Origin of the sequence: Devosia ginsengisoli, assembly GCF_024707105.1 — a bacterium.
In the GTDB taxonomy this organism is placed as follows: Bacteria; Pseudomonadota; Alphaproteobacteria; order Rhizobiales; family Devosiaceae; genus Devosia; species Devosia ginsengisoli_A.
Genome location: NZ_JANQAJ010000006.1, coordinates 356,524 through 381,747, shown reverse-complemented (window position 1 = coordinate 381,747; position 25,224 = coordinate 356,524). Strand labels below are relative to the sequence as shown.

At 63.4% G+C, this 25,224-nt stretch carries 23 protein-coding genes, 1 tRNA gene and 1 pseudogene; 17 read left to right on the top strand and 8 right to left on the bottom strand.

What is annotated here, in order from left to right; genetic code table 11:
• Positions 1–69: 69 nt before the first annotated feature.
• From NVV79_RS05545 to NVV79_RS05530, 4 genes are read right to left on the bottom strand one after another with little or no spacing between them, the layout of a single operon-like run.
• Positions 70–849, bottom strand: coding sequence for a FadR/GntR family transcriptional regulator (locus tag NVV79_RS05545; RefSeq protein WP_303987022.1), 780 nt, complete (start codon positions 847–849; stop codon positions 70–72).
• A 52-nt stretch (positions 850–901) separates the two neighbouring features.
• On the bottom strand, positions 902–1,981 hold the full coding sequence (locus tag NVV79_RS05540) for an ABC transporter ATP-binding protein (protein WP_303987020.1): 1,080 nt from the start codon (positions 1,979–1,981) through the stop codon (positions 902–904).
• Positions 1,982–2,004: 23 nt separating this feature from the next.
• Entirely contained in the window at positions 2,005–2,763 is a 759-nt protein-coding gene (locus tag NVV79_RS05535; RefSeq protein ID WP_303987018.1) for an HpcH/HpaI aldolase/citrate lyase family protein, read from the bottom strand.
• Positions 2,764–2,816: 53 nt separating this feature from the next.
• Positions 2,817–4,082 (bottom strand): ABC transporter substrate-binding protein, encoded by a 1,266-nt coding sequence (locus tag NVV79_RS05530; RefSeq protein WP_303987016.1) that lies wholly within the window; start codon positions 4,080–4,082, stop codon positions 2,817–2,819.
• 208 nt (positions 4,083–4,290) lie between these two features.
• Between NVV79_RS05530 and NVV79_RS05525 the strand changes: the two genes are divergently transcribed.
• The 4 genes from NVV79_RS05525 (at position 4,291) to NVV79_RS05510 (ending at position 8,635) form a co-directional block, all read left to right on the top strand.
• The gene (locus NVV79_RS05525; RefSeq protein ID WP_303987014.1) at positions 4,291–5,172 is read left to right on the top strand and encodes a carbohydrate ABC transporter permease; all 882 of its coding nucleotides are present in this window, start codon (positions 4,291–4,293) and stop codon (positions 5,170–5,172) included.
• Positions 5,162–5,992, top strand: a complete 831-nt coding sequence (locus NVV79_RS05520) for a carbohydrate ABC transporter permease (protein ID WP_303987012.1) — start codon at positions 5,162–5,164, stop codon at positions 5,990–5,992. The genes NVV79_RS05525 and NVV79_RS05520 overlap by 11 nt, the downstream gene beginning before the upstream one ends.
• Positions 5,993–6,024: 32 nt before the next feature.
• Positions 6,025–6,879 (top strand): DUF6772 family protein, encoded by an 855-nt coding sequence (locus NVV79_RS05515; RefSeq protein WP_303987010.1) that lies wholly within the window; start codon positions 6,025–6,027, stop codon positions 6,877–6,879.
• Positions 6,880–7,207: 328 nt separating this feature from the next.
• Positions 7,208–8,635, top strand: coding sequence for an aldehyde dehydrogenase family protein (locus NVV79_RS05510; RefSeq protein WP_303987008.1), 1,428 nt, complete (start codon positions 7,208–7,210; stop codon positions 8,633–8,635).
• Between the two features lie 107 nt (positions 8,636–8,742).
• On the opposite strand, the gene NVV79_RS05505 is transcribed toward NVV79_RS05510, so the two are convergent.
• Positions 8,743–9,399, bottom strand: coding sequence for a GntR family transcriptional regulator (locus tag NVV79_RS05505; RefSeq protein ID WP_303987007.1), 657 nt, complete (start codon positions 9,397–9,399; stop codon positions 8,743–8,745).
• A 92-nt stretch (positions 9,400–9,491) separates the two neighbouring features.
• Between NVV79_RS05505 and NVV79_RS05500 the strand changes: the two genes are divergently transcribed.
• The 7 genes from NVV79_RS05500 to NVV79_RS05470 all read left to right on the top strand — a co-directional run bounded on the left by NVV79_RS05500 (position 9,492) and on the right by NVV79_RS05470 (position 16,161).
• The gene (locus tag NVV79_RS05500; RefSeq protein WP_303987006.1) at positions 9,492–9,887 is read left to right on the top strand and encodes a VOC family protein; all 396 of its coding nucleotides are present in this window, start codon (positions 9,492–9,494) and stop codon (positions 9,885–9,887) included.
• Between the two features lie 27 nt (positions 9,888–9,914).
• Complete coding sequence (locus tag NVV79_RS05495) at positions 9,915–10,889, top strand: ABC transporter ATP-binding protein (protein WP_303987004.1); 975 nt, start codon at positions 9,915–9,917, stop codon at positions 10,887–10,889.
• The gene (locus NVV79_RS05490) at positions 10,882–11,874 is read left to right on the top strand and encodes an ABC transporter ATP-binding protein (protein WP_303987002.1); all 993 of its coding nucleotides are present in this window, start codon (positions 10,882–10,884) and stop codon (positions 11,872–11,874) included. Before NVV79_RS05495 ends, NVV79_RS05490 begins: the two co-directional genes overlap by 8 nt.
• 62 nt (positions 11,875–11,936) lie before the next feature.
• Positions 11,937–13,547, top strand: coding sequence for an ABC transporter substrate-binding protein (locus tag NVV79_RS05485; RefSeq protein ID WP_303987000.1), 1,611 nt, complete (start codon positions 11,937–11,939; stop codon positions 13,545–13,547).
• A gap of 66 nt (positions 13,548–13,613) precedes the next feature.
• Positions 13,614–14,585 carry an ABC transporter permease gene (locus NVV79_RS05480; protein ID WP_303986998.1) on the top strand — a complete coding sequence of 324 codons (972 nt, stop codon included), beginning with the start codon at positions 13,614–13,616 and terminating at the stop codon, positions 14,583–14,585.
• On the top strand, positions 14,582–15,436 hold the full coding sequence (locus NVV79_RS05475) for an ABC transporter permease (RefSeq protein WP_303986997.1): 855 nt from the start codon (positions 14,582–14,584) through the stop codon (positions 15,434–15,436). The genes NVV79_RS05480 and NVV79_RS05475 overlap by 4 nt, the downstream gene beginning before the upstream one ends.
• Before the next feature lie 23 nt (positions 15,437–15,459).
• A complete protein-coding gene (locus NVV79_RS05470; protein WP_303986996.1) occupies positions 15,460–16,161 on the top strand; it encodes a fumarylacetoacetate hydrolase family protein in 702 nt (233 codons plus the stop codon).
• A gap of 269 nt (positions 16,162–16,430) precedes the next feature.
• Here NVV79_RS05470 and NVV79_RS05465 read toward each other — a convergent pair.
• Positions 16,431–16,505: transfer RNA gene (locus tag NVV79_RS05465), tRNA-Gly, on the bottom strand.
• A 206-nt stretch (positions 16,506–16,711) separates the two neighbouring features.
• On the opposite strand from NVV79_RS05465, the gene NVV79_RS05460 reads away from it, so the two are divergent.
• From NVV79_RS05460 to NVV79_RS05450, 3 genes are all read left to right on the top strand, one after another.
• The gene (locus tag NVV79_RS05460) at positions 16,712–17,662 is read left to right on the top strand and encodes a co-chaperone YbbN (protein WP_303986995.1); all 951 of its coding nucleotides are present in this window, start codon (positions 16,712–16,714) and stop codon (positions 17,660–17,662) included.
• Between the two features lie 11 nt (positions 17,663–17,673).
• On the top strand, positions 17,674–18,342 hold the full coding sequence (locus NVV79_RS05455) for an LON peptidase substrate-binding domain-containing protein (RefSeq protein WP_303986994.1): 669 nt from the start codon (positions 17,674–17,676) through the stop codon (positions 18,340–18,342).
• 66 nt (positions 18,343–18,408) lie between these two features.
• Entirely contained in the window at positions 18,409–18,651 is a 243-nt protein-coding gene (locus NVV79_RS05450) for a Trm112 family protein (protein WP_303986992.1), read from the top strand.
• Here the strand turns inward: NVV79_RS05450 and NVV79_RS05445 are convergent.
• A complete protein-coding gene (locus tag NVV79_RS05445) occupies positions 18,648–18,857 on the bottom strand; it encodes a KTSC domain-containing protein (RefSeq protein ID WP_303986991.1) in 210 nt (69 codons plus the stop codon). The two genes, NVV79_RS05450 and NVV79_RS05445, sit on opposite strands and share 4 nt — an antisense overlap.
• Before the next feature lies 1 nt (position 18,858).
• Positions 18,859–20,076: an FAD-dependent monooxygenase gene (locus tag NVV79_RS05440; protein WP_303986989.1), complete on the bottom strand. Its 1,218-nt coding sequence runs from the start codon at positions 20,074–20,076 to the stop codon at positions 18,859–18,861.
• Between the two features lie 259 nt (positions 20,077–20,335).
• Here NVV79_RS05440 and NVV79_RS05435 point away from each other — a divergent pair, with 259 nt between their 5' ends.
• The 3 genes and pseudogenes from NVV79_RS05435 to NVV79_RS05425 all read left to right on the top strand — a co-directional run bounded on the left by NVV79_RS05435 (position 20,336) and on the right by NVV79_RS05425 (position 25,070).
• Positions 20,336–20,674: a P-II family nitrogen regulator gene (locus NVV79_RS05435; RefSeq protein ID WP_056230873.1), complete on the top strand. Its 339-nt coding sequence runs from the start codon at positions 20,336–20,338 to the stop codon at positions 20,672–20,674.
• 20 nt (positions 20,675–20,694) lie between these two features.
• Positions 20,695–22,037 (top strand): annotated as a pseudogene (locus NVV79_RS05430) (ammonium transporter).
• A gap of 312 nt (positions 22,038–22,349) precedes the next feature.
• On the top strand, positions 22,350–25,070 hold the full coding sequence (locus NVV79_RS05425; RefSeq protein WP_303986986.1) for a DNA translocase FtsK: 2,721 nt from the start codon (positions 22,350–22,352) through the stop codon (positions 25,068–25,070).
• The last annotated feature ends 154 nt before the right edge of the window (positions 25,071–25,224 follow it).

Genomic DNA, 25,224 nt, shown 5'->3' with positions numbered 1-25,224 from the left:
CGTCGTGGGAACGTTACCGCGACCAGCCCGAATGTCAACCGCCAATCGCTCAAAGCGCTGACAAGTGAGCTAGCTGCTCTCGCGCTCCAGGAAATCGATAATTTGCTCCGGCTCCAGCATGATCGGCCCCTTCAAGCTCGATCCCATCGTCCGTTCTTCGCTGGCGTCGAAATGGGCCGACATGGCAAGCCGGGCCGCTTCTGGATCGCTGGCGGCGATGGCGTCGACGATGGCCACATGCCGGGCAATGGTGGCCGAGCGGTCGGGCAGCATGCCGCGCACATGCAGCATGCGGACCGTCTCGTGGATCGTACCGCGCAGGGCCTGCACCAGGAACATCAGCAGGCGATTGTCGCTGGCCTCGGCCAGTGTCATGTGAAAGGCCAGGTCGGCCTCAATGAAGGCTTCGGAATCGTTGCGCGCCGCTTCCATCGTCTTGATGGTTTCCCGCAGCTTCTTGAGGTCCGACACCTTGATATGCTCGGCGGCCCGCTGGGCGATATAGGTCTCGAGCCCGCGGCGCAGTTGCACCGCCTCCATCAGGCCGTTCTCGGTTTCCATCATGGCGAAAGAGAAGAAATATTCGAGCGGCCGTGGCGAGACCCGGCGGACGATGCTCGGCTTACCCTGGCGGATTTCGATGACGCCGAGCGCCGACAATTGTTGCAGCACGGCGCGGATGACTGGCTTGCTGACCTCGAAACGGGCGGCAAGCTCGCCTTCCGATGGCAGGGATTGCCCGATGGGATAATCGCCCCGAAGGACAGCGCGGCAGAGCGCATTATACACCTGCGCGGTCAGGTTCGAGGGGCGCTTTTCCTCATCATCCCTGGTTATTGCATCGGACATGCCGGGCTTTCTCACATGCTGTTCATGGGTATGTTGGCCGTGCCGGTTCTTGTCAATCGCCAGCCTGGAGGCGGCGGGCGGTTTGCTGGTCGAAGACATGGATGCGGTCCACCTGCGGGGCGAGGCGCAATGTCTGGCCGGGCGCAATATCGAGATGTCCGCGGATATTGACGATCAACTCATCCTCGCCCACGCGGCCATGGATCAGTGTTTCCGCCCCGGTCGGCTCCACCACGGTGACATCAAGGGCAATATCGCCAGTCTCGGCGATATCGAGATGTTCCGGTCGGATACCAAAGACGATGGATTGGCCGTTCTGGCCCATGCAATCGGCGGGCAGGGGCCAGATGGCGCCATTGCCGGTCACGAAGCCCGGAGCCCCGCCGGCATGCGTGTACTGACCCGAGATCAGGTTCATGGCCGGCGAGCCGATGAACCCGGCAATGAATAGCGACTGGGGAGCATTATAGAGATCGAGCGGCTTGCCGGCCTGTTCGATCCGGCCATCGCGCATGACCACGATCGTGTCGGCCATGGTCATGGCTTCCATCTGGTCGTGGGTCACATAGACCGTTGTCGTGCCCAGGCGCTGGTGCAACGCCTTCACTTCGGCGCGCATGGTCACGCGCAGCTTCGCGTCGAGATTGGACAGGGGCTCGTCGAAGAGGAAAATGTCCGGATTGCGCACGATGGCGCGGCCCATGGCCACGCGCTGGCGCTGCCCGCCCGAGAGCTGGCGCGGATAGCGATCCAGCAGGGCTTCCAACTGCAGCACCTGTGCGGCGCGCTGCACCTCCTGCTTGATCCTGTCCGCCGGCGCCTTTTCGAGCTTCAGCGAAAATCCCATATTCTGGGCGACGGTCATGTGCGGATAGAGCGCATAGGACTGGAACACCATGGCGATCTTGCGTTCCTTGGGCTCCAGCTCGTTGACGACCCGGCCCGCTATGGAGATTTTGCCGCCCGAAATATCTTCCAGCCCGGCGATCATACGCAGCAGGGTCGACTTGCCACAGCCCGATGGGCCGACCAGCACCACGAACTCGCCATCGGCGACGTCGAGCGAAACGCCGTGCAGAACCTCATGGGCGCCGTAGATCTTGACGGCTTTGTCGATTTGGAGCGTTGCCATTGGGGTCTTTCCTGCTTGAGTGACTACGCTGCGCGGAAGCTGGCTACGGCATGGCGCGCCGCATTGAGCAGCAATCCGCTATCCGCTGTGATGGTCACCATGCGGAAGCCCATCTCCACGGCTCGCCGGGCGAATTCGGGCGTGCCGCAATGCAGCGCCGCAATGATGCCGTTGCGATTAGCGGCGGCTATGACATCGGCATAGGCCTGCATGAGCTGGGGCGTGGTATTGTCGCCCTTGGGTTCCAGGCCCAGGGTGAAGGCCAGGTCCGTTGGGCCCAGATAGAGTCCGGCTATGCCGGGCACGGCCGCGATTTCCTCGACATTGCGCAGGGCCGCTGCCGTCTCGATCATCGGCAGCAGGATCACGTCGTCATTGGCGCTTTTCTGATACATGCCCGGCTGGTGGCGCAAGACGGCACGCGTGGCGCCATTACTGCGATGGCCATCCGGCGGGTAGAGGCTGTCCGCCACGAAGCGGCGCACATCAGCGGCGGTTTCGATCATCGGGCAGATCAGGCCCGCAGCGCCCGCATCGAGCAATTTGCCGGTCAGGGGCGAACCGATGGCGGGAATGCGCGCCAGAGGTGCAACATCCCACCCATTCATCGCCTGGAAGGCCGGAATGGCGTCGGCGAACTCCACCATGCCATGCTGCAGATCGAGTGTGAGGCTGTCGAAGCCTGCGCAGGCCATGACCTCGGTCGCAAAGCTGCCGGGCAGGTTGATGAACGAGTTGAGAACGGTGCCGCCGTTTGCCCAGATAGCGCGCAGGTCTGCCATGGAAAATCTCTGTCCTTAGGTGGGAGCGGGCCCGTTGCCAGGCCCGCTTTTCTTCAGTTGCTCGTCGCCTCGACAATGGCAGCCAGCGTATCGGCTGCCGCCTGTTCCGGCGTCTTGAGGCCCAGCGCGGCGGCCTGCATGTTTTCCAGATACATGTCCTGCGCGCGTCCGATCTGGTCGAAGGGGGCGATAACGAATTGGGCGCCCAGCACCGCCTGCTGTTCGGCCTGCGCATAGGGGATGGCGTCGATGACCCGCTGGTCGAGATAGGCATCGGTGCGCACCGGCCCGTTGCCGTTGAGCGTCATCAGCACGACATTTTCCGGATCGGCGAGTTGCCGAACGAAGTCGCAGGCCAGCTCCTTGTTCTGGCTATTCGCCGGGATCACTGCCGACCATACCGTGGTGCGGGCCACATAGGGAGAGGGTTGTCCCTCGGCGGCCGGGAAGGCAGCCACATCGACCTGGCCCGCATAGTCGGATTTCGAGGCATCGTTATAGGTAAGGTAGCGGTTGAAGGGCTGCACCGCCATGGCGATGCGGCCCTGCCAGACGCCTTGGGTGATCTGGTCGATGCCCATGGCGGTAAAGTTGGAGGGTAGGGCGCCCGCCGCATAGAGGTCCGCCAGCGCCGCATAGGCATTGGTCAGCGCCTCGACATCGGTCGAAGGCTGCCCCTGGGCGTCGGTCAGCGTCGCGCCATAGGCCATCAGCAGGTTGTAGGTACCGCCCGCATTGGTGCCGTCGATCGAAAGCCCATAGACCGGCGTGCCATCGTCCGATTTGCCGCTGAGCGTCTTGGCGACCTCGATCAGGCCTTCGAACGTGTCGGGCAGCGCGTCGATGCCATGCTCGGCCAGCAGCGCCTTGTTGTAGTGCAAAGCCGTGGTTGCGTGGCGGATGGGCAGGGCCTTCAACTGGCCGTCCTGGCGCACCTGGTCGAGGAAGGTCTGCGGAATATCGCTGAGGTCTAGACCGGCAAGGCAGTCATCGAGCGGTTCGAAGCCGGACAAAGCCGCCTGCGTGGCATAGGAATCGAGGATAAACCCGACATCGATACTGGTAGACGAGAGGCTGGTTTCCCGCATCAGGCGATCATGCAGCGGCGCGATATCGGCCGTAATCCAGTTGAGGTTGACGTCATTTTCCTGCTGCCAGCCCGCCAGGACATCTCCACCGGTGCCGCTGGTGCCCGTGACGGATCCCTGAATGGCGGCATGGGTCAGCACCGTCAGGTCCGCAGCCTGAATTGCCATTGTGCTGGCGAGTGCGGCGCCCGCCGCGATCAATGTGGTGGCGTAAGCCCTGCGTCTTGTCATTGCCGAATTCCTCCCTGGCGGCTGGACCGCGTTGGTCATGCGAGCCGCAGAGAATGCCAACTTATATCATAAGTCAAGTGTTGACTCTGCAAATTTCCTTGCTAGTTTCGGCGCGATTTCAGCGGAATGGCCTGTGTTATCTGGCCGCGACGTGTTATCTGAAAATCTAACCTATATTATATGTTGGCGATAAGTGGTGGGTAAAGCGATGGGAATAGCCGCGCAGCGCAGGCGCTTCGGGGGCTTGCTGATGCTGGCGCCGATGCAGCTCCAGCTCATCCTGGTTCTGGCATTGCCGTCTCTCTATGTGCTGTGGCTGAGCTTCACGGAATCGAGCTATGGCGCGGCCCCCGAATTTGTCGGCTGGGCCAATTACGCGGCTATCCTGTCGGATCCCACATTCTGGCGCTCGCTGGTCAATACGCTGATCGTGGTCAATATCGTGGTCTATGTTGAGATCATCCTCAGCATTGGCGTGGCCCTGCTGTTCCAGAGCGTCAAGCGCGGCCGGGGCGTGCTCATGGCCATGATCCTGGCGCCTTACGCCGTCAGCGAAGTGGTGGCCGTGCTCGCATGGCGCTTCATGCTCGAGCCCGATATCGGCATCCTGACCGGCCTGTTTTCGGCTCTGGGTTACGTGCCCAACTGGGCCACCAATCCCATCGAAGCATTGGTGCTGGTATCGATGATCGGCGTCTGGCTGCACCTGCCGTTCAGCTTCCTGCTCATCTATGCGGCCCTGATCGCCATTCCCGCCGACCTCGGCGAGGCGGCGCGGGTCGATGGCGCGCGGCCCTGGCAGCGCTTCCGGCTCGTCACCCTGCCGCTTCTGATGCCGGCGATCCTGATCGCCATCATCTTCCGCTACATTTTCGGCTTCCGCATTTTCAGCGAGGTCTGGTTGCTGACCCAGGGCGGGCCGGCCCGCACCACCGAGGTCATGGCGGTCTACCTCTACAAAAATGCCTTCCGCTACAACGAATTCGGCATGGCCGCCGCCACGGGCTGGCTGATGGTTCTCGGCGCCCTCTTGCTCGCATCCTTCTACGTCTATCACGTCTATCGCTCGGGGTTCCGCAATGAAGACTGATCTGCGCGCCACGCTGCTGCGGGGCCTTGCCATCGGCATGCTCGGTGTCTGGTCCCTGGGACCCATCCTGCTGATCGTTCTCAGCTCGTTCCGGCCGGAGCGCGACATCTTCTCGCCGGCACGGCGCTTCAATCTGGATGTGACGCTGGACAACTACACCCAGCTCTTCGCGACCTTTCCGCAATTCCTGCCCAATATGGGCAACAGCCTGATCGTGGCGCTGGGAGCCACGGCGCTCGCCGTTACCACCAGCACCCTGGCGGGCTATGTCTATTCCCGGCAGCGCGGTCGGCTGCTTGCGGCCAGCGCCTTCTTTGCGATCCTGGTGCGCCTGGTGCCACCCATCGTCGTGTCGCTGCCGCTCTTTCCCATCGCCGACGCCCTCAAGCTCAGCGATACCCATATCCTGCTGATCGTCCTCTATTCGGCCTTCTGGGTCTCCATGCTTTCGGTGATGATGAAGGTCTTCATCGACCAGATTCCGCCCACGCTGGACGAAGCTGCGCGGGTCGATGGCGCCTCCACCACCCAGACCTTCCTGCGCATCATCCTGCCGCTGGCGACAGCGGGCATGATTGCCGGTGGCATCTTTGTCTTCGTCTATGCCTGGAACGAATATCTCTTCGCCTTCATCTTCTCGAGCACGCGCGCCGTTACCGCGCCGCTGATCGTGTCCAACATCATGGACTCGGTTGCCGGCACCCAATGGGGTGTCCTTTTCGCCGCGGCAACGCTGCAGCTCGCACCCGTCATCGCCCTGGTCATCTTCTTCCAGAAGTTCCTCGTCGCCGGTCTCATGGCCGGTTCCGTGAAGGGCTGATCGCAATGCATCCGGCCAATCAGGAGTTTTTGATGCAGCCTTATCCGCACCGTTTCGCCGATCCCCAACTGGACAAGTTCGATCCTCTGGGCCGTATCCTGGTCCATGACACGTTCAGTGCCGGGCTGAATGGCTGGATCGGCCTGATTGGCAATTACGAGGATTCCCTCACCAAGATGCTGCCGGTATTCCGGCCGATGAACCAGCCGATGCTGTCCACCGCGGTGGGCTGGGACAGCGGTTCGCATGGCGCGATGAGTGGTCCCTATGCCATGAAGATCGCCACAAGGCCGATCAAGGGCGCCATGAACCTGGCGCTCAAGCGGATGACCTTCCGCAAGCTGGGCCGCATCCAGCTCGAAGCCTATATCGCCGCCAAGCCGGAACCCTCGGAGGCCGTGCTTTCCATCGAGGACCTGCGGTCCTTCGGCATGTTCATGGACCTGCAATCGCGGCAATATCGCGGCCTGCCGCATCTGCGCTTTCTCAACTGCCTCGATGGCGAGCTCAAGCATACTTGGCAGTTCAAGCAGCAGACGGCCGACGACAATGTCGTCTCTTCCTCCGCCCGCACGCGCTCGCTGCAGCATCTCTACCCCCATGGCTGGGAGGATGTGCCCGATGGCCGGCAGGACACCTGCTACAACGAATTGCCCACCAAGATGAACTGGCAATATCTCAAGGTCGGCGTCGACTTGCGCGACATGAGCTTCACCAGCTTCCAGTTCAACGACCGTGAATTCGACGTATCGGGCATGGGCGTGATGCGCATGGAGCCCTGGGCCAACCTCGATTGCATGCTCAATATCGGCTTCTTCGTCGAAACCGACAGCGACAAGCGCTCCTTCCTTTTCGTCGATTCCGTCCTGCTTTCCGGAGACTTCTGATGCTGACTTCAACCGTCGCAACCCTGACCCGCGGAGAGGCCTGGCGGCTGGATGACGTCAGCGAACCCTATGAAGCCGGCTGGGCCCTGGAGGCGCAGCTCTTTGCGCGCGGCCTTGATGAGGGAGACCAGCAGGGCAAGGCCCATGTGCAGGTTTCCCCGATGGCATCCGCTGGTGCGACGAGGGCAGCACGCTCGACCTGTTGCCCGGTGATGCCTTGTCCTTCATTCGCCTGCGCGAATTCGGCCATTTCATCCGCCTGCGGGTGGACCTGCCTGAGGGTGTCGAACGGGCCTTTCTCGTGACCATTGCGCTGAAGGGCTAGAGCATGAAATCCGAGCGGGAGCACCAGCATTACATTGCCGGCCAATGGCAGGCGTCGTCGGGCCAGGGGCATATCGAGGTGGTCGATCCGGCCAGCGGTGAAGCCTTTGCGCGCGTCCCCGCCGGCAATTCCGAGGATGTGGACAGGGCGGTGGCGGCGGCCCGCGCCGCTTTCCCCGCCTATGCCGCGACCAGCGTGTCCGAGCGGTTGGCCCTGCTGGAGCGGATCGTCGAGGTCTATCGCACCAGGCAGGACGAGATTGCCGAGGTGCTCTCCCGTGAAATGGGAACGCCGATCTCGCTGTCGCGCTCATTGCAGGCGCCGCGCGGTGGTGATCATTTCCTGGCCGCGATCGAGGCCCTGAAAAGCTATGCCTTCGAAGAGCGCGTCGGCAATGGCCTGGTGCTCTATGAACCTATTGGCGTGGCCGGATTGATTACGCCCTGGAACTGGCCGCTGAACCAGATCGCGGTGAAGGTGGCGCCGGCCCTGGCCACGGGCTGCACCATCGTCTTCAAGCCCAGCGAGGTGGCTCCGCTCAACGCCATCATTCTGGCCGAAATCCTCGAAGAGGCCGGCGTGCCTCCCGGTGTCTTCAACATGGTGCATGGCGATGGCGCCGGGGTCGGTAGCGCCATGTCCCGCCATCCGGACATAGACATGATGTCGTTCACCGGCTCGACCCGCGCCGGCATTGCCGTCAGCACCGATGCGGCCCCCACAGTCAAGCGCGTGGCGCTGGAACTGGGCGGCAAATCGGCGAATATCCTTCTCCCGGATGCCGATTTCGCAACCGTGGTGAAGCGCGGCTTCCTGACCATGTGCACCAATGCCGGACAGTCCTGCAATGCGCCATCGCGCATGCTGGTGCCCGAGGCGCGCTATGACGAGGTCGCGGCGATCATTCGCGACAGCGCCGCCAAAGTGCCGATAGGCCTGCCCTCCGATCCCGATACCGTGCTGGGTCCGGTTGCAAACGCGGCCCAGTACCAGCGCATCCAGACCTTCATCGCCACCGCCATTCGGGAAGGGGCCGACCTCATCTGCGGCGGCGCCGGGCAGCCGGAAGGTTTCAACCGTGGTTATTTCGTTCGTCCGACCGCCTTCGGCCGCGTCACCAACGACATGACCATCGGGCATGAGGAAGTCTTCGGTCCGGTTCTGGCTGTGCAGACCTACCGCGATGTGGATGAAGCAATCGAGATCGCCAATGATTCCGAATTCGGCCTGGCCGGCTATGTGCAGGGCCGCGATCGCGATGCTGCCATGGCGGTGGCGAAGCGGCTGCGCACCGGCATGGTCTCGGTCAATTATCCCGCGCAGAACCTGCAGGCGCCGTTCGGCGGCTACAAGAAATCCGGCAATGGCCGCGAATATGGTCGTTTCGGCATGGCCGAGTTCCTGGAGACCAAGGTCGTCCTGATGGATTGAGATACGAGCCGGGAGGCCATGCCCGCATAAGGGTATTGGCCTTCCGGCGGCATCACGGTAGCGCCGACAGTCCTCCCTCCTCTGGGACAGCCGAAGGACTCGATCGGCTATACGCCGAGATTGAGCAGCCGTTCCGTCATCTTGGTGCTGTGGGCATCGAGGGCTTGCTGGTAGGCGGCAGAATCCCGCCTGGCGAGGGCTTCGATGATCGATCGATGCGCCGCGAGCGACCGTTCAAAGTCTGGAAAACTGCGCAGGCCGCGCTGGCGATAGAGCGTCAGCTCGTTGTTCAGCGAGCGATAAAGCTCCGCCAATTTGTCATTGCGCCCGAGCTTCACCAATTCCAGGTGGAATAGGTCGTTATGCGCGTAATAGCTCGACAGATCGTCGCGATTGGCATCGCGCTCGATATGCTCAACCATGGCCGTGAGCTTGCGTACTTCCTCATCCGTCACATTGGCGACCGCGTGCCGCGCCGCTTCCGAGGATAGCAGTCGGGCTACGTCATAGACCTCGGTGGCCGTGGTCTTGCTGACTTCGCGCACGAAGGCGCCGCGGTTATCGATAATGGAAACCAGCCCGGCCTGTTCGAGCCGGCGGCAGGCCTCGCGAATCGGGGCCCGGCTGACCTCGAATTGCATGCTCAATGCCCGTTCGTTGACCGGATCCCCGGAGCGAAGCTGGCCCGAGAGAATCATGTTTTCCAGCTTCTCGTAGATCAGGGAAACCAGCGACGGATTCCGCTTTAGCGCGAGTTCGTTCACAGCGTCATTTTCCATGTTGACACATATAGTTCCCTCATTGAGATTACAGATTGTCGACAATCGGTAATCTAAGGTTTGGAAGGAATATAACTGTGATCATAGGAATTGACCACATCGAGTTGATCGTACGCGACGCTGAGGAGTTCGTGGAATTCTACCAGAAAATGGGCTTCAAGCTGCTGCGCTGGACGGAACATCACGGGCGCTCGGCAGAGCTGCAGCTCCCGGGCGAGAACCAGCCGATCTTCGAAATCCACACCGTTACCGGTGAAGAAAACCCCGGCATCAATCATATTTCGTTCCGCTGCCAGGACATCGAAAGCACCTATGCTGCCTTGACGGCCAACGGCCTGCCGATGACCAAGCCAAAGCTGTCCGATACCGGCCGCAAGAATGCCGCCATGCGGGATCCGGACGGCTGGCGCCTGCAGTTCAGCGACTCCCAGCGCGGCGAAATCCCCGGCAATCAGGAAGTGTCACCGGCTTGACCGGCCGGTAGCGCCAGGGGGACGATGATGGCAAAGCAGCTGCTCGAGGTCAGGGACCTTCACACATACTTTCACGGCACGCCCGCCGTGAAAGCGGTGCGGGGCGTCGACCTCGAAGTCGGCGCCGGCGAGACCCTCGGTGTCGTCGGAGAATCTGGGTCAGGCAAGAGCGTCATGGCCCAGTCCATCATGCGCCTGATCCAGCCTACCGATGGCGCCATCCGGCAGGGCCAGATCCTGTTCGATGGCGAAGACCTGGTCAAAGTCAGTACCGAGCGCATGCGCGCTATCCGCGGCAACAAGATCGCGATGATCTTCCAGGAGCCGATGACCTCGCTCAATCCGGTCATTCGCATCGGCGAGCAGATTGCAGAAGTTGTGCGGCTGCATCGCCGGCTGTCACGGCCGGAGGCCTTCGATTTCGCTGTGGACATGCTCCGCAAGGTGCGCATCGCCGATCCCGAGCGGCGGGCGCGCGAATATCCCCATGAGCTCAGCGGGGGCATGCGCCAGCGGGTGATGATCGCCATGGGCCTGGCCTGCAATCCGCAGCTTATCATTGCCGACGAACCCACCACCGCGCTCGATGTGACCATTCAGGCCCAGATTCTCGATCTGATCCTCGATATGCAGCAGCAGACCGGCGCCGCTGTGCTGCTGATTACCCATGATCTGGGCGTGGTCGCCGAAACGGCGCAGCGTGTCGCGGTGATGTATGCCGGCCAGGTCGTCGAATATGCCGGCGTCGCCGAACTCTTCGCGGCCCCGCTCCATCCCTATAGCCAGGGCCTCATCGCCTCGGTGCCGCAGGTCGATGGCGAGATGACCGCATCGCGGATGTTGCCCGCCATCCCCGGTACCGTGCCCAGCCCGACGGCCTTGCCTGTCGGCTGTGCCTTCCAGGACCGCTGCCAGTTCGCATTCGACAGGTGCCGCAGCGAACCACCACCGCTTGTCGAGAAATCCGTGAGTCACAGCGCGAGGTGCTGGTTGCATGTCTGATCTGGCCCCGGTCCCGCTGATGCAGGTCATCAATCTCAAGAAGCATTTCGGCCCCTTCGACGCACCGGGTTCCGTCAAGGCGGTGGACGGCGTCGACCTGACGATCTATCGGGGGGAAACCCTGGGGCTCGTGGGCGGATCCGGGTGCGGCAAGAGCACATTGGCGCGCTGTCTGGTCAGGCTTATCGAGCCGAGCCAGGGTCAGGTCACCTTCGACGGGACCGATCTGGGCACGCTCAACAGATCGGCCATGCGCCGGATGCGCCGCCGTATGCAGTTTATTTTCCAGGACCCCTATTCCTCGCTCAATCCACGCAAGCGCGTGGGCGACATCATCAGCGACGCCTTTCGCGTGCACGGTCTCTATTCCGACGACGAGCGCCGCGAGCGGGTAGCCAAGCTTCTCGATACGGTGGGCCTGCGCGCCGAACATGTCGATCGCTTCCCGCATCAGTTTTCAGGCGGCCAGCGCCAGCGTATCGGCATTGCCCGTGCCCTGGCCCTCAATCCGGAATTGGTGGTGGCCGACGAGGCGGTCTCCGCACTCGATGTCTCGATCCAGGCCCAGGTGCTCAACCTGATGGTCACGCTGCAGGAGCAGTTGTCGCTGACCTATGTCTTCATCTCGCATGACCTGGGGGTGATACGGCACATCAGCGATCGGGTGGGCGTGATGTATCTGGGCAAGCTGGTCGAGCTTGCGCCCAAGCCGATGCTCTATGCGCGCCCGTTTCACCACTATACCGAAGCGCTGCTGCAGGCCGTGCCTCGGGTCAACCGCAGCGGCCAGCGCCAGATATTGGGCGGCGACGTGCCGTCGCCCCGCAATCCGCCATCCGGCTGCCCGTTCCATACACGATGTCACGCCCGCCAGGACGTCTGCAGCCGGCAGGCGCCGGCTTTTACCGAGCGCGAACGCGGCCATTGGGTCGCCTGCCATTTCCCGAATTCAGCCGAACATAACCAAACGCAACTCGCCGGATAATGGATGTCACGACGAGAAGTTGACCAACGAGCAGGCACATCCGCAACCAGGGGAACTTAGTGATGTTACTTACGAAGCATGGAAGTCTACGACGCCTCCTTGGCGCCGGTATTCTCGTCAGCAGCCTGACGCTGGGCGTTGTCGTCCAGGCCCAGGAAGCCAGTGAGATCGAAGAGGGCGGTGTCCTGGTTGTCGTCTTGCCGGGCGATCCGCAGGGGCTGAATTCCGCCCTCTCCACCGATACGGCATCGAGCAACATCGTCGGCCAAATCTATGGCACGCTGGTCCGGCTGGATGCCAATGGTGCGGTCCTGCCCTATATGGCCGAGTCCTGGGACATTTCCGCCGATGGCCTGACCTATACGTTCAAGCTCTATGAAGGCATCAAGTGGCATGACGGCGAAGCCTTCACGGCCGATGACGTCGCCTGGGGCCTGTGGAACGTCAACAAGGAGTTCAACGGCGCTTCGGCGGGCCTGCTGGCCGCCGTCGAATCCATCGAGGCGGTGGATGACCTGACCGTCGTGTTCAACTTGTCCTATCCCTATCCGCCACTGCTGGCGGGCCTGGCCTATCCCAACAGCGCCACCATCCTGCCCCGCCACATCTATGACAATGGTGGCGATCCGCGGCAGAACCCGGCCAACCAGGCTCCGATCGGCACCGGCCCGTTCAAGTTCAGCGAAAATCGCGCCGGTAGCTATATCGAGCTGGTGCGCAACGAGGATTACCATATCGAGGGTCGTCCCTATCTCGATCGCCTTATCTTCCAGGTCATCCCCAATGAAGCGGCACGCGGCCTCGCGCTCGAGCGTGGCGACGCCGATTTCATTCCCTATTATTCGATGTCGCTATCCGAATATGAGCGCCTGTCCGGCATCGAAGGCATCGACGCGACCATTCACAAGCGCACCATCGCCGGTGAATACATGGCCTTCTTCAACACCCGCAACGAAATCCTGGCCATCAAGGAAGTACGCCAGGCGCTCTATCATGCGGTCAATCGCGAAGAGCTGCTGGAAAAGGCGGCCTTCGGGCTCGGCAAGGTCTCGACCGGCCCCATCTCCTCGGCGCAGGACCAGTTCTACACCGATGCCGGCACATTCTACGATTTCAATCCGGAACTGGCCGAGCAATTGCTGGACGAGGCCGGCTTCCCGCGCGATAGCGAGGGCAAGCGTTTCTCGATCCGCATCAGCTACGACCAGAAGGAAGGGCCGATGAACAACACGGCCCAGCTGATCCGCGCGCAATGGGCGCGTATCGGCGTCGAGCTTCAGGTCACGCCCATGGAGTCGGGCGCCTGGCGCGAAGCGGTCTATCGCCGCTGGGATTTCGACATCCAGATGGGCACCTGGGCCACCGGTCCCGATCCCGCAATCGGCGTGCAGGGCATATATACCTGCGAGACGATCGACCCCGATGGCGGCCGCAACGCCTCCGGCTACTGCAATGAGGCCCTCGACAAGGTGTTCTTCGCGGCCGCCCAGGAGGTGGATCACGAAGCCCGCGTCGGTCTTTATGCCGAGGCCGTCGACATCCTCACCGCCGATGCGCCGCATATGTGGCTGTGGGATCGCTTCTATCCGGTTGCCTACAACGAAGGCCTCGTCGGCCTGCCGGGCGATCCGTCGGCCTATGGCCCCTTCGACAACGTCGGCTGGAAGCGCTGACCGCATAGGCTGCCGGGGCATATCACGCCCCGGCAGCCTTCCCTGATGCCTCCGGAGCAAGCCTGGATGTCCCTCGGCCTCTATCTGATCAAGCGCTGTCTTTATGCCGTTCCGCTGATGATCGGCGCCATCGTCCTGATCTTCACGCTGGTGCGCCTCGCGCCGGGCAATCCCGTCGACTATATCGTGGGCGAAATGGGTGCCGACCCGGTCGTGGTGGCCCGGCTCATGGCCGATATGGGGCTCGACCAGCCCATCCATGTCCAGCTCTTTGCCTATGTGCGCCAGATCCTCAGCGGCGATCTCGGCTATTCCTTCGTGTCCAATGCGCCGGTCAGCATGCTGATCCTCGACCGCCTCCCGGCGACCCTGTTGCTGATGGTGTCGCAACTGGTGCTGTCGGTCATCATCGGCGTGGCCCTGGGCGTCATGTCCGCCCGCAAGCCCGGCGCGTCGCTGGATAATTCGATCACCGTCTTTTCGCTCGCCGCCTTCGCCATTCCCGTCTTCTGGCTCGGGCAGATGCTGATCCTGGTGGCGGGCTATCACCTCAGCTGGTTTCCCATGCAGGGCATGATCAATTTCCGGGCGCGTTACAGCGGCTGGGAATATGCGCTCGACGTCGCCTATCACATGGTGCTGCCGGTCACGGCCATGACGCTGCTGAACCTGGCGCTGATCCAGCGCCTGACGCGGGCCAGCATGATCGAGGTGCTCGGACAGGATTATGTAAAAGTGGCGCGCGCCAAGGGCCTCAAGGAGAGCACGGTGCTCATCCGGCACGCCCTGCGCAATGCGCTGCTGCCTGTGGTCACCGTGATCGGGCTCGAGTTCCGCTCGCTGATCGCGGGGGCCGTTCTCACTGAAACGGTCTTCGCCTGGCCCGGGCTCGGGCGCCTCACCTTCGACGCCATCGGCACGCGCGACTATCCGCTCCTGATGGGCATGTTCCTGTTTATCTGCGTGCTGGTGATCATCGGCAACCTGATCACCGACATCCTCTATGCCTTGCTCGACCCCAGGATCCGCTACGCATGATGCAGTCTCTCACCCTCCGGATGCGCCGTACCAGCGACCTGTGGAACCGCTTCTCCCGCCGCAATTCGTCGGTCATCGGCCTGCTCGGTGCCGTCTTTTTCCTCGCCGTGGCCCTGTTTGCCAATTGGCTGGCCCCCTATGGCCGCCTGGAGATGGGCCTGTCCTTCCAGCCGCCTTCGCCGGACAACTGGCTGGGTACCGACAGCCTGGGCAGCGATGTGCTCAGCAGCATCATCTATGGCGCGCAGACCTCGCTGCTGGTGGGCTTTTGCGCGGTGGCGACGTCGAGCGTCATCGGCGTCGTGGTCGGCGCGCTCTCGGGCTATTACGGCGGCATGGTCGACAATGTCTTCATGCGTATCACCGAGCTGTTCCAGATGGTGCCGCAATTCTTCCTCGCGATCATCATCATCGCCTTGTTCGGCGCCAGCATCTGGAACGTCATCTTCGTCATCGGCATCCTGACCTGGCCATCGACGGCGCGCCTGCTGCGCGGCGAGTTCCTGGCGCTCAAGCAACGCGAATTCATCGAGGCGGGCCGCTCGCTCGGCATGAGCGATTTCGACCTCATCATGCGCGAAATCCTGCCGAATGCGCTGCCGCCGGTCATCGTCAATGCCAGCTTGCAGATATCCGGCGCCATTTTGCTGGAAACCAGCCTCAGCTTTCTCGGCTTGGGCGATCCCAATGTCATGAGCTGGGGCATGATGCTCAATTCGGCCCAGGAATATTTCAACCGGGCCTGGTGGATGGCGGCATTCCCCGGCCTCGCCATCTTCCTCACCACGCTGGGCCTGAACCTCGTCGGCGACGGACTGAATGACGCCCTGAACCCGCGGCTGCGTACGTAATCACCATAAGAAAAGGACCTGACATGACTGACGCAACTTCCGTGGCCTACGCCATCACGCCACCGCCGATTGCGGCTCTCCCCATCGTGGGCAGCAGTGCGCTGTTTCCCGTCAACAGGGTGTTCTGCATCGGCCGCAACTATGCCGCCCATGCCGTAGAAATGGGACACGACCCCGACAAGGAGCCGCCATTCTTCTTTTTCAAGCACCCGTCCAACATCACCACAGATGGCACATTCCCCTATCCCACGCAGACTTCGGACGTGCACCACGAGGTCGAAATGGTCGTGGCCCTCAAATCCGGCGGGACCGACATCGCGGTCTCCGACGCGCTCGCCCATGTCTATGGCTATGGCGTCGGCCTCGACATGACGCGGCGCGATTTGCAGGGTGAAGCCAAGAAGCTTGGCCGTCCGTGGGAAGTGGGCAAGAGCTTCGAAAAATCAGGGCCTTGCGGCCCGCTCGTTCCGGCCAGCCAGATTGGTCACCCCGACAGCGGCGCCGTGCTGCTCAAGGTCAATGGCGAAGTCCGCCAGGAAGGCGACCTCAACCAGATGCTCTGGAAAGTGCCGGAGATGATCGCAATCCTGTCGCAGTTTTTTGAGCTGCAGCCGGGCGACATTATCATGAGCGGCACCCCTTCGGGCGTCGGGGCAGTTGAGCGCGGCGACATCATGGTTGCGTCGGTCGCCGGCGTCGGCGAGATCACCGTCACTGTCAACTGACCGAACTGATCCGGCGGCAGCGCCGCTCGGATCTTTTTGGCCATGCGCCGGGACCAGCTCAAAACTGATCGGTGAGCCCCCGTGTACCCTTGTTGGCGCAATTGCCCGCAAGCTGGTAGAGTCTGGCCATGCCCAAACCTGGCGCCGGCGCGCGTTCAGCCGCCGTCCACGTCCGCCTGGGCCCCACCCCATCCATTCAGCGATATCGGAAAAACAAAAAGGGCCCCGAAGGACCCTTTGTCATCAAAGGCTTGCCGGCCTTCGATATTTGGAGCGGGCGATGGGATTCGAACCCACGACCCTAACCTTGGCAAGGTTATGCTCTACCCCTGAGCTACACCCGCGCTCCGTTTGTTGCCGTCCTGCCTTGGCAGTCCGGCGACGCGGGCCTATATGCCCAATCGAAACGCCTATTGCAACCCACATTTTGGTGGCATCGTCATCTTGTCGTCGCCTTGTGGATTGAGGGGGTTGTCACATCACCGTTCGCTGGCGCAAGAAGAGCCGCGAATATCCCAGTTTGCTTGTGTCCAAGGGCCTTGTTTCCACCATGTCCACTCCGCTCAACGGCCTCGCCGATACCCCCCAGCCCACCCCGCCCGCCGGTGCCCTGATCCGCGAATCGTCCGATGCCGCGTTCAAGGCCGACGTGATCGACGCGTCGCTCGACCAGCCGGTGCTGGTCGATTTCTGGGCGCCCTGGTGCGGCCCCTGCCGCCAGCTCACCCCGACGCTGGAAAAGGTGATCAATGAAAAGGCCGGTGCCATCAAGCTGGTCAAGATCAATATCGATGAACACCCCCAGATTGCCGGGCAGCTCGGCGTCCAGTCCATTCCGGCAGTCTTCGCCTTTGCCGGCGGCCGCCCCGTCGATGGCTTCATGGGCGCCATGCCCGAAGGAGAAGTGCGCCGCTTTGCCGAAAAGGTGATCGCCGGTGCGCCGGCACCCCAGCCCGCCGAAGGCTCGATGGAAGCCCAGATCACCGAAGCGGTCGCCGCCGCCGAGGAGGCCTTCACCGCCGGCGATCTCGGCCGGGCCGCGCAGATCTTCGGCATGGTGCTGCAGCACCAGCCCGATCATGCCGCTTCCCTCATCGGCCTCACCAGGGTCTATCTGGCGGCCAATGAGACCGAGCAGGCCAAGGCCACGCTCGACATGGTGCCCGAGGCCGAGCGCAAGGGCGACGCCTATACGAGCCTGGCCAATTCCATCCGCCTGCTCGGCGAAGCCGCCAATCTCAGCGAAACCGCTTCGCTCGAAGCCGCCGTCGCCGCCAATCCGGATGACCACCAGGCCCGCTACGACCTGGCTTTGGCCCTCAATGCCGAAGGCAAGCGCCTTGAGGCTGCCGAGGCGCTGGTCGCCATCTTCAAGCGCGACCGCGCCTGGAACGAGGATGGCGCCCGCAAGAAGCTGCTGGAATTCTTCGACGCCTGGGGCCCGAAGGATGCCGCGACCACCAAAGGCCGCCGCCTGCTGTCGGCGGCCCTGTTCTCGTAAGAGGCACCAATATGCCCAAGCGTCCCGCTTCGCCGGCCGACCTGCCCAAATCCGTCCCGCTCTTTCCGTTGAGCGGGGCGCTGCTGCTGCCCTTCTCGCATCGCCCGCTCAATATCTTCGAGCCGCGCTATATCGAGATGGTGGATGCGGCCTTGCGCGGCGACCGGCTGATCGGCCTGATCCAGCCCGAGGACACCAGCGAAGAGAGCCCCAAGGGCCGCAGCCCGCTGCAATCCATCGGGTGCCTGGGCCGGCTGACCCATTTCGAGGAAAGCGGGGAGGGGCGCTATTTCATCATTCTCGAAGGCGTGACGCGCTTCCGCCTCGCCCATGAACTGACGGTCATGACGCCCTATCGGCAGGGCGTCATCGCGGCCGAGGATTTCGCCACCGACTTCACCCGCGATTTCGGCGAGGATGCGGTGGACCGCGAGCGTTTCGTCCGGATGATGCGCGACTATGCCGAATTCGCCAGCATCGAGCTCAACTGGGACGAGATCGAGCGCACCGGCACGGCCGACCTGGTCAATTTCTGCTGCATGGTCGGCCCCTATGGTCCCGCCGAGAAGCAGGTTCTGCTGGAAGCGCAGACGCTGGAACAGCGCGCTGAAACGCTGATCGCCATGACCGAATATGAAATCGCCCGCGGCGGCAGCGGCGGCGCTGCGCCGTTGAATTAGAGCGTTTCCAGCAAAAGTGGATCCGGTTTTGCGGTTCGGAAACGCGACAACAGAAAGCTCCTGATCATGGTCGAGACACCTGCCATCAATCCGCGGCATGTCTTCGATGTGAAGACGCTCGAAATGCTGGTCTGCCCGCTGACCAAGACACGCCTGACCCTCTCGGCCGACAAGACCGAGCTGATCTCGATCGCCGCGCGGCTGGCTTTCCCCATCGTCAATGGCGTGCCGCTGCTGAGCCTCGACGAGGCCCGCAGCGTCGAGCCGGAGGCCATCAGGCAATTGCCCGAGCTCAAGGGCGACGCCTAGGGCGGCGGCACCACCTCATAGCGGTCGCGGATATGGGCTGCGAAATAGCGGCCCTGCGAGTCTGCCGCGCATAATGCGTCGAACACCTCTTCGGGCACATCGCGATAGCCATAGGGCTTGTCGTCGCCGGTGAACCACAAATGCAGCAGGCGCTCCTCCGCATCATACTCCGCCCGCCAGATCGCGCTGGAGTCGAAGCGGACCATTTCAGATCGGCAGCCCGCTGAGCAGGCGCGGACCGCTGGGTGCAACGCCCGAGGCGGTGCGGATCAGCGCCGACTTGATCGGGCCGGCCCGGTCGACCAGGCCCAGGCCGAAATCGCGCAGGGCCCGCACCGGGGCGATATCGTTGGAGAACAGGCGATTGAGCCCGTCGGTCATAACAGCCATGCTCGATGTGTCGAGCCGGCGCCAGCTCTGGTAGCGGCTCAGCACGTCGTCGCTGCCATGGTCGAGCCCGAGGCGGGTCGCCTCGATGACCACTTCGGCCAAGGCCGCGACATCCTTGAGGCCCAGATTGAGGCCCTGTCCGGCAATGGGATGGACCACATGGGCGGCATCGCCCACCAGCGCCAGCCGCGGCGCGACGAAGTCGCGGGCGATCTGCAGGCGCAGCGGAAAGCCCATCAGCTTTTCCTCCACCGTGACCGCGCCGAGGGTCGACCCCATCACCGCCTCGATCTCGCCGGCCAGTTCGCCCGACTCCATGGCGAGGAACCTCGGCGCCGCCGCGCTGCTTTCGGTCCAGACCAGCGAGGAACGGTTGCCGGGCAGGGGCAGGCTGGCAAAGGGACCGGCGGGGCGAAAATGCTCATAGGCCACCCCGTCATGCGGCAATTCATGGCCGATCGTGGTGACCAGCCCGGTCTGCCCGTAATCATGCGCGATGACGTCGATGCCCGTCATGCCGCGCAGGGCCGATTGTCCGCCATCGGCGGCGACCAGCAACGGCGCGGTGAGCACGCGCCCATCCTCCAGCATCAGCCGGGCCGCGCCGGCTTCCGCCGCGTAGCCGGTGACGATAGCGGGGGCGATGACGGAAATCCTGTCCCCCACCGCATCGAGCAGCACCTGCCCGCTGACGCTGTTGGGCACCATATGGGCAAAGGCCTCGCCCGGCGCGATATCGCCGTCGAAGGTGAGGAACAGTGGCCGGGAAATGTCGCCCTGCCCGGAATCGGTGATGCGCATGGCAGTGATGGGTTGGGCGGCTTCTGCCATGGCGGGCCACACGCCCAATGCCTCGAACACCCGGCGCACGCCGGCGGCAATGGCAGAGGCGCGGGCATCGCGTGGCACCGAGAGCGGTCGGCGATCCACCAGCCCGACGTGAATGCCGCTCGCCGATTGCACCAGTGCCAAAGCCAGCGTCAGGCCCACCGGCCCGCCGCCCACGATCAGCACGTCATAGGCTTGCTCGCTCATATCAGTCTCCTTGGTCCCATTGTGGCCCTGCCGCCATTTCGTGCAAGCGCGCCGATCGCCGCGGGCATTGCCCAAATTTCGCCCAACGCCTTTCCGGATTGCACAAACATTGTGCGTTTTTGTGGCGTTGCGTCGGGCCTGTGGCTGGCTAAATCGCTAGGCCGTTGAATCTGCGGGCACTTTTCTCCCCCTGCCAACTTGGCACGCCTCTTGAGTCTAGTTTGCCATTCCAGACAGCGCCAAGCGCAAAGGGGCTCACATGAAACTGGTGATCGCAATTATCAAGCCATCACGCCTCGAAGAGGTTCGCCAGGCTCTCAACTCGCTCGATGTTCACGGCATGACCGTGACCGAGGTGAAGGGCTATGGCCGCCAGAAGGGGCATTCGGAAATCTATCGCGGCACTGAATATGCCGTCCACTTCCTGCCCAAGCTCAAGGTCGAAATCGCCGTCGACGATGCTCTCGCCGATGCCGTCAGTTCTGCCATTCGCGACAGCGCCCAGACGGGCCGGATCGGCGACGGCAAGATCTTCGTGCTCGATCTGCTCGCCGTCACCCGTATCCGCACCGGGGAAACCGGCGCGGCTGCCCTCTAAGCGTCATCGGGAGAAAACAGATGAAGACGTCAAAGATTTTGGGGAGCGTCGCACTTGCCTCCCTGCTGCTGGCCCTGCCGGCATTTGCGCAGGACGCCGCCGCGCCTGCCGCCGAAGTGGTCGAGGAGGCCGTGGCCACCATCGATACCGGCGATACCGCCTGGATGTTCGTATCCACCATCATCGTCATCCTGATGACGATCCCTGGCCTGGCCTTGTTCTATGGCGGCCTGGTCCGCGCCAAGAATATCCTTTCCGTCCTGACCCAGGTGTTCGGCGGCTTCGCGCTGATCGCCCTGCTCTGGGTGGCCTATGGCTATTCGCTGGCCTTTGCCGGCCCGACTGAAGGGGGCTGTCCGCCTTTATCGGCGACTTCTCCAACTTCTTCCTCACCGCCACGACCCCCGATTCGGTTTCCGGCACTTTGCCTGAACTGGTCTTCATCTGCTTCCAGTTGACCTTTGCCTGCATCACCTCGACCCTCATCATCGGCGGCATTGCCGAGCGCATGAAGTTCGGCGCGGTCATGGCGTTCCTGGCCATCTGGTTCACCTTCTCCTACCTGCCGATCGCCCACATGGTGTGGTCGGGCGCGGGCCTGTTCTTCAATATGGGCGCGCTCGATTTTGCCGGCGGTACCGTGGTGCATATCAATTCGGGTGTCGCCGCCCTGGTTGCCGCCATCGTACTGGGCCCGCGCATTGGCTATATGAAGGAGCCGATCGCTCCGCATAACCTGGTCTTCGTGTTCATCGGCGCCTGCCTGCTCTGGGTCGGCTGGTTCGGCTTCAATGCCGGCTCGGCCCTGGCGGCCAACGGCACCGCCGCTCAGGCCTTCCTCAACACCATTACCGCGCCTGCCGCTGCGGCCATTGCCTGGGCCGTCGGCGAAAAGATCACCCGTGGCCATGCCTCGGCCCTGGGCTTCTTCTCCGGCGCCGTTGCCGGTCTGGTGGCGATCACTCCGGCTGCCGGCTTCTCCGGCACGTTCGGCGCCATCGTGCTCGGCGCCGTTGCCGGCTTCGTCTGCCTGTGGGCCGTGGTCACGCTCAAGCCCATGCTGAAATATGACGACAGCCTCGACGTGTTCGGCATTCACGGCATCGGCGGCATTGTCGGCGCCATCGGCACCGGCATCGTCGCCGATCCCTCGCTGGGCGGCTTCGGCGGCGAGGGCTACTCGATGGGCGGCCAACTGGTGATCCAGGTGCTCGCCGTCGGCGTGGCCATCGTCTGGTCGGGTGTGGTTGCCTTCATCGCCATGCTCATCGTCAAGGCCATCTTCGGCGGCGCCCGCGTCTCCGAATCGGCCGAGAGCGATGGTCTCGATCTCTCGAGCCACGGCGAACGCGCCTACAACTAAGCCGAATTCTCCGGTGGCGGTTCGCCGCCACCGGACCTCGTTGATCGTAGCGTGCGGCTCGTGCCCCTCTTGGCCCGCCACAGAGGCTTCCCACTCGCAAAACTGCACGGGCCGCACCCCACGATCAATGCCGACACAACAGGGTCGCGCCCTCCCCTGCGACCCGCCACAGCCTGGCCCGCCCCTCCCGGGCGGGCCTTTTTCTTTGCTGTGGCATCGGCGAATTCCCATGGTTAGCCTTGGGTTAACCCGATCTCGCTAGTCTGGCGGCATAGTGGGCCCGGTCAGTTCCGGGCAGTATTGAGTTCGCCCATGTCCAGTTCTCCCTCGCCCGTGCTCGACGAAATCCGCTCCCTGCCGCAGCGTTCGCGCGGCGGCAGCACGAAGCGCGCTCCGGTGCCACCTCCGGCGCTGGCGATTCACATTCCGGTGCGGCTGGTCGGCCTGGTGCTGCTGGCCCTGGTGGCCATCTGCCTCGTTTCTCTCGCCTCCTGGTCGGTGGACGATCCGAGCTTCTCCTATGCCACGGCAAAGACGCCGGCCAATTGGCTGGGCTTTCCCGGCGCTGCCATAGCCGATGGCCTGTTCCAGGTCTTCGGTCTGGCCGCTTTGGCGCTGCTGGTGCCGCCGGCGCTCTGGGGCTGGGCCTTCGTCCGCCGTTACATGCCGACCCATATGGGCCTGCGCAGCCTCGCCTGGATTGGCGCCACCGTGCTGGTCGCGGGCGTCCTGTCCTTCATCGCCATGCCTGCCACCTGGCCGCTGCCAACCGGGCTGGGCGGCCTGGTCGGCAATGGCTTCACCCTGCTGGCCGCTCTGGTCACCGGCGAAGCCCCGCAGGCCGTGACGGCTGCGCTGTTCGCCATCATCATCGCCATTCCGGCCCTGGCTGCCTTCTGGATCGCCATGGGCCTGGGCACAGCCCGGCCCACCGGCCCGCGCAAGGTCGCGCCGGTCGCCGGCCGCAAGGGTGCCGCCCCGGCCGAGGAAGACGAGCCCGAAACCAATCCCGTGGTCGATATCGTGCTGGGCGCGCTGGTCCATACCGGCTATTCGCTGCGCACCGCCTTCCGCCGTGCCCGCGCCAGCCATGCCGAGCGCCGCGCCGCCGAAGCCGCGTCCTGGCGAGACGACGAGGTCGAGCCGAGTCTCGATGGCCACGCGCCGTCAGGCGAACGCCGCGAGCCCTCCATCGCGCCGCGCCGCATCCATGCGCCCGCCGAGGCTGGCCTCGGCCGCGAGCCGGGCTTCGAGCCGGAAATCTCGCCGCGCATCAATGCCCGTCCCAGCTACGACGATACCGAGCTCGACTACCCCGACGAGGCCGAGGACGACATGCCCTTCGTGCCGGACGCCCCTTCCGCGCCCGTCACCGGCCACCAGCAGCGCGGCGATTCGCGCTTCCACCCGGTCGATCCGGCCAAGCCGCGCGTGACTGCGCCGGCCCCGCGCCCGGCCCCCGGCCAGCGCATGATGCGCGAGGCCCAGGCCAGCTTCCTCGACGAGCCCGGCGGGTTCGAACTGCCGCCGCTGAGCCTCTTGGCCGAGCCCAAGCACAAGGGTCCCTCTCCCGAGCACAGCCCCGAGCGGCTGGAGGAAATGGCCCGCCAGCTCGAAGGCGTGCTGGAAGATTTCGGCGTCAAGGGCGACATCATCAATGTCCGTCCCGGCCCCGTCGTGACCCTGTTCGAGCTGGAGCCCGCTCCTGGCATCAAGTCGAGCCGCGTGATTTCGCTGGCCGACGATATTGCCCGCTCGATGAGCGCCATCTCCGCCCGTGTCGCGGTGGTCCCCGGCCGCAATGCCATCGGCATCGAACTGCCCAACCAGGTCAGGGAAACCGTCTATTTCCGCGAAATGCTGGCCAGCTCCGATTTCGAGAAGATGAAGGGCAAGCTGCCCATCTGCCTGGGCAAGACCATCGGTGGCGAGCCTGTCATCGCGGACCTGGCGCGCATGCCGCATCTGCTCATCGCCGGCACCACCGGCTCGGGCAAGTCGGTGGGTATCAACACCTTCATCCTCAGCCTGCTCTACCAGATGACGCCCGAGCAGTGCCGCATGATCATGATCGACCCCAAGATGCTCGAACTCAGCATCTATGACGGCATCCCGCATCTGCTGACCCCCGTCGTCACCGACCCCAACAAGGCGGTCGTGGCGCTCAAATGGGCCGTGCGCGAGATGGAAGATCGCTATCGCAAGATGAGCAAGATCGGCGTCCGCAATATCGACGGCTTCAACCAGCGCGTCACCGAATCCAGGGCCAAGGGCGAGGTCATCACCCGTACGGTGCAGACTGGCTTCGACCGCGAAACCGGCGAGGCCATCTTCGAGAGCGAGGAATTCGATCTCGAGCCCTTGCCCTATATCGTCGTCGTGGTCGACGAAATGGCCGACCTGATGATGGTGGCCGGCAAGGATATCGAAGGCGCCATCCAGCGCCTGGCCCAGATGGCCCGTGCCGCCGGCATCCACATCATCACCGCCACCCAGCGTCCTTCGGTCGACGTCATCACCGGCACGATCAAGGCCAACTTCCCGACCCGCATCTCCTTCATGGTGACCTCCAAGATCGACTCGCGCACCATTCTGGGCGAGCAGGGCGCCGAGCAACTGCTGGGCAATGGCGACATGCTCTACATGGCCAGCGGCGGCCGCACCAAGCGCCTGCACGGCCCCTTCGTGGCCGACAGTGAAGTCGAAGCCGTGGTCAACCACCTCAAGAGCCAGGGCGCGCCCGACTATCTCGATTCCATCACCGAGGAAGACGATGAAGGCGGCGATTTCGGCGGCGAGGGCGGCGGTGGCGACGACTATGCCGGCTCGGGCGACGAGCTCTACGACAAGGCCGTCCATATCGTTTTGACCGACAAGAAGGCCTCGACCTCCTATGTGCAGCGGCGCCTCGCCATCGGCTACAACAAGGCCGCGACCCTGATCGAACGCATGGAACGCGAAGGCGTGATCAGCCAGGCCAACCACGCCGGCAAGCGCGAGATCCTGGTGGGCAACAACGCCGACGGGTATTGAGGGCGCACGAAAGTCCGGTGCGTCCATCCCCTCCTAGCCTCCCCTTGCAGAAGGGGAGGAACCGCATCGCGTTCGGGACACAATCTCCGCCAATCACCAGCCGGATTCCTCCTCCTGTCAGGGGGAGGTTAGGTGGGGGTATTCTTCGTCCCTA

Coding starts and splice junctions, on each gene's coding strand:
- NVV79_RS05545 (WP_303987022.1), bottom strand. CDS start 849: ATGTCCGATGCAATAACCAGGGATGATGAGGAAAAGCGCCCCTCGAAC.
- NVV79_RS05540 (WP_303987020.1), bottom strand. CDS start 1,981: ATGGCAACGCTCCAAATCGACAAAGCCGTCAAGATCTACGGCGCCCAT.
- NVV79_RS05535 (WP_303987018.1), bottom strand. CDS start 2,763: ATGGCAGACCTGCGCGCTATCTGGGCAAACGGCGGCACCGTTCTCAAC.
- NVV79_RS05530 (WP_303987016.1), bottom strand. CDS start 4,082: ATGACAAGACGCAGGGCTTACGCCACCACATTGATCGCGGCGGGCGCC.
- NVV79_RS05525 (WP_303987014.1), top strand. CDS start 4,291: ATGGGAATAGCCGCGCAGCGCAGGCGCTTCGGGGGCTTGCTGATGCTG.
- NVV79_RS05520 (WP_303987012.1), top strand. CDS start 5,162: ATGAAGACTGATCTGCGCGCCACGCTGCTGCGGGGCCTTGCCATCGGC.
- NVV79_RS05515 (WP_303987010.1), top strand. CDS start 6,025: ATGCAGCCTTATCCGCACCGTTTCGCCGATCCCCAACTGGACAAGTTC.
- NVV79_RS05510 (WP_303987008.1), top strand. CDS start 7,208: ATGAAATCCGAGCGGGAGCACCAGCATTACATTGCCGGCCAATGGCAG.
- NVV79_RS05495 (WP_303987004.1), top strand. CDS start 9,915: ATGGCAAAGCAGCTGCTCGAGGTCAGGGACCTTCACACATACTTTCAC.
- NVV79_RS05490 (WP_303987002.1), top strand. CDS start 10,882: ATGTCTGATCTGGCCCCGGTCCCGCTGATGCAGGTCATCAATCTCAAG.
- NVV79_RS05485 (WP_303987000.1), top strand. CDS start 11,937: ATGTTACTTACGAAGCATGGAAGTCTACGACGCCTCCTTGGCGCCGGT.
- NVV79_RS05480 (WP_303986998.1), top strand. CDS start 13,614: ATGTCCCTCGGCCTCTATCTGATCAAGCGCTGTCTTTATGCCGTTCCG.
- NVV79_RS05475 (WP_303986997.1), top strand. CDS start 14,582: ATGATGCAGTCTCTCACCCTCCGGATGCGCCGTACCAGCGACCTGTGG.
- NVV79_RS05470 (WP_303986996.1), top strand. CDS start 15,460: ATGACTGACGCAACTTCCGTGGCCTACGCCATCACGCCACCGCCGATT.
- NVV79_RS05460 (WP_303986995.1), top strand. CDS start 16,712: ATGTCCACTCCGCTCAACGGCCTCGCCGATACCCCCCAGCCCACCCCG.
- NVV79_RS05455 (WP_303986994.1), top strand. CDS start 17,674: ATGCCCAAGCGTCCCGCTTCGCCGGCCGACCTGCCCAAATCCGTCCCG.
- NVV79_RS05450 (WP_303986992.1), top strand. CDS start 18,409: ATGGTCGAGACACCTGCCATCAATCCGCGGCATGTCTTCGATGTGAAG.
- NVV79_RS05445 (WP_303986991.1), bottom strand. CDS start 18,857: ATGGTCCGCTTCGACTCCAGCGCGATCTGGCGGGCGGAGTATGATGCG.
- NVV79_RS05440 (WP_303986989.1), bottom strand. CDS start 20,076: ATGAGCGAGCAAGCCTATGACGTGCTGATCGTGGGCGGCGGGCCGGTG.
- NVV79_RS05435 (WP_056230873.1), top strand. CDS start 20,336: ATGAAACTGGTGATCGCAATTATCAAGCCATCACGCCTCGAAGAGGTT.
- NVV79_RS05425 (WP_303986986.1), top strand. CDS start 22,350: ATGTCCAGTTCTCCCTCGCCCGTGCTCGACGAAATCCGCTCCCTGCCG.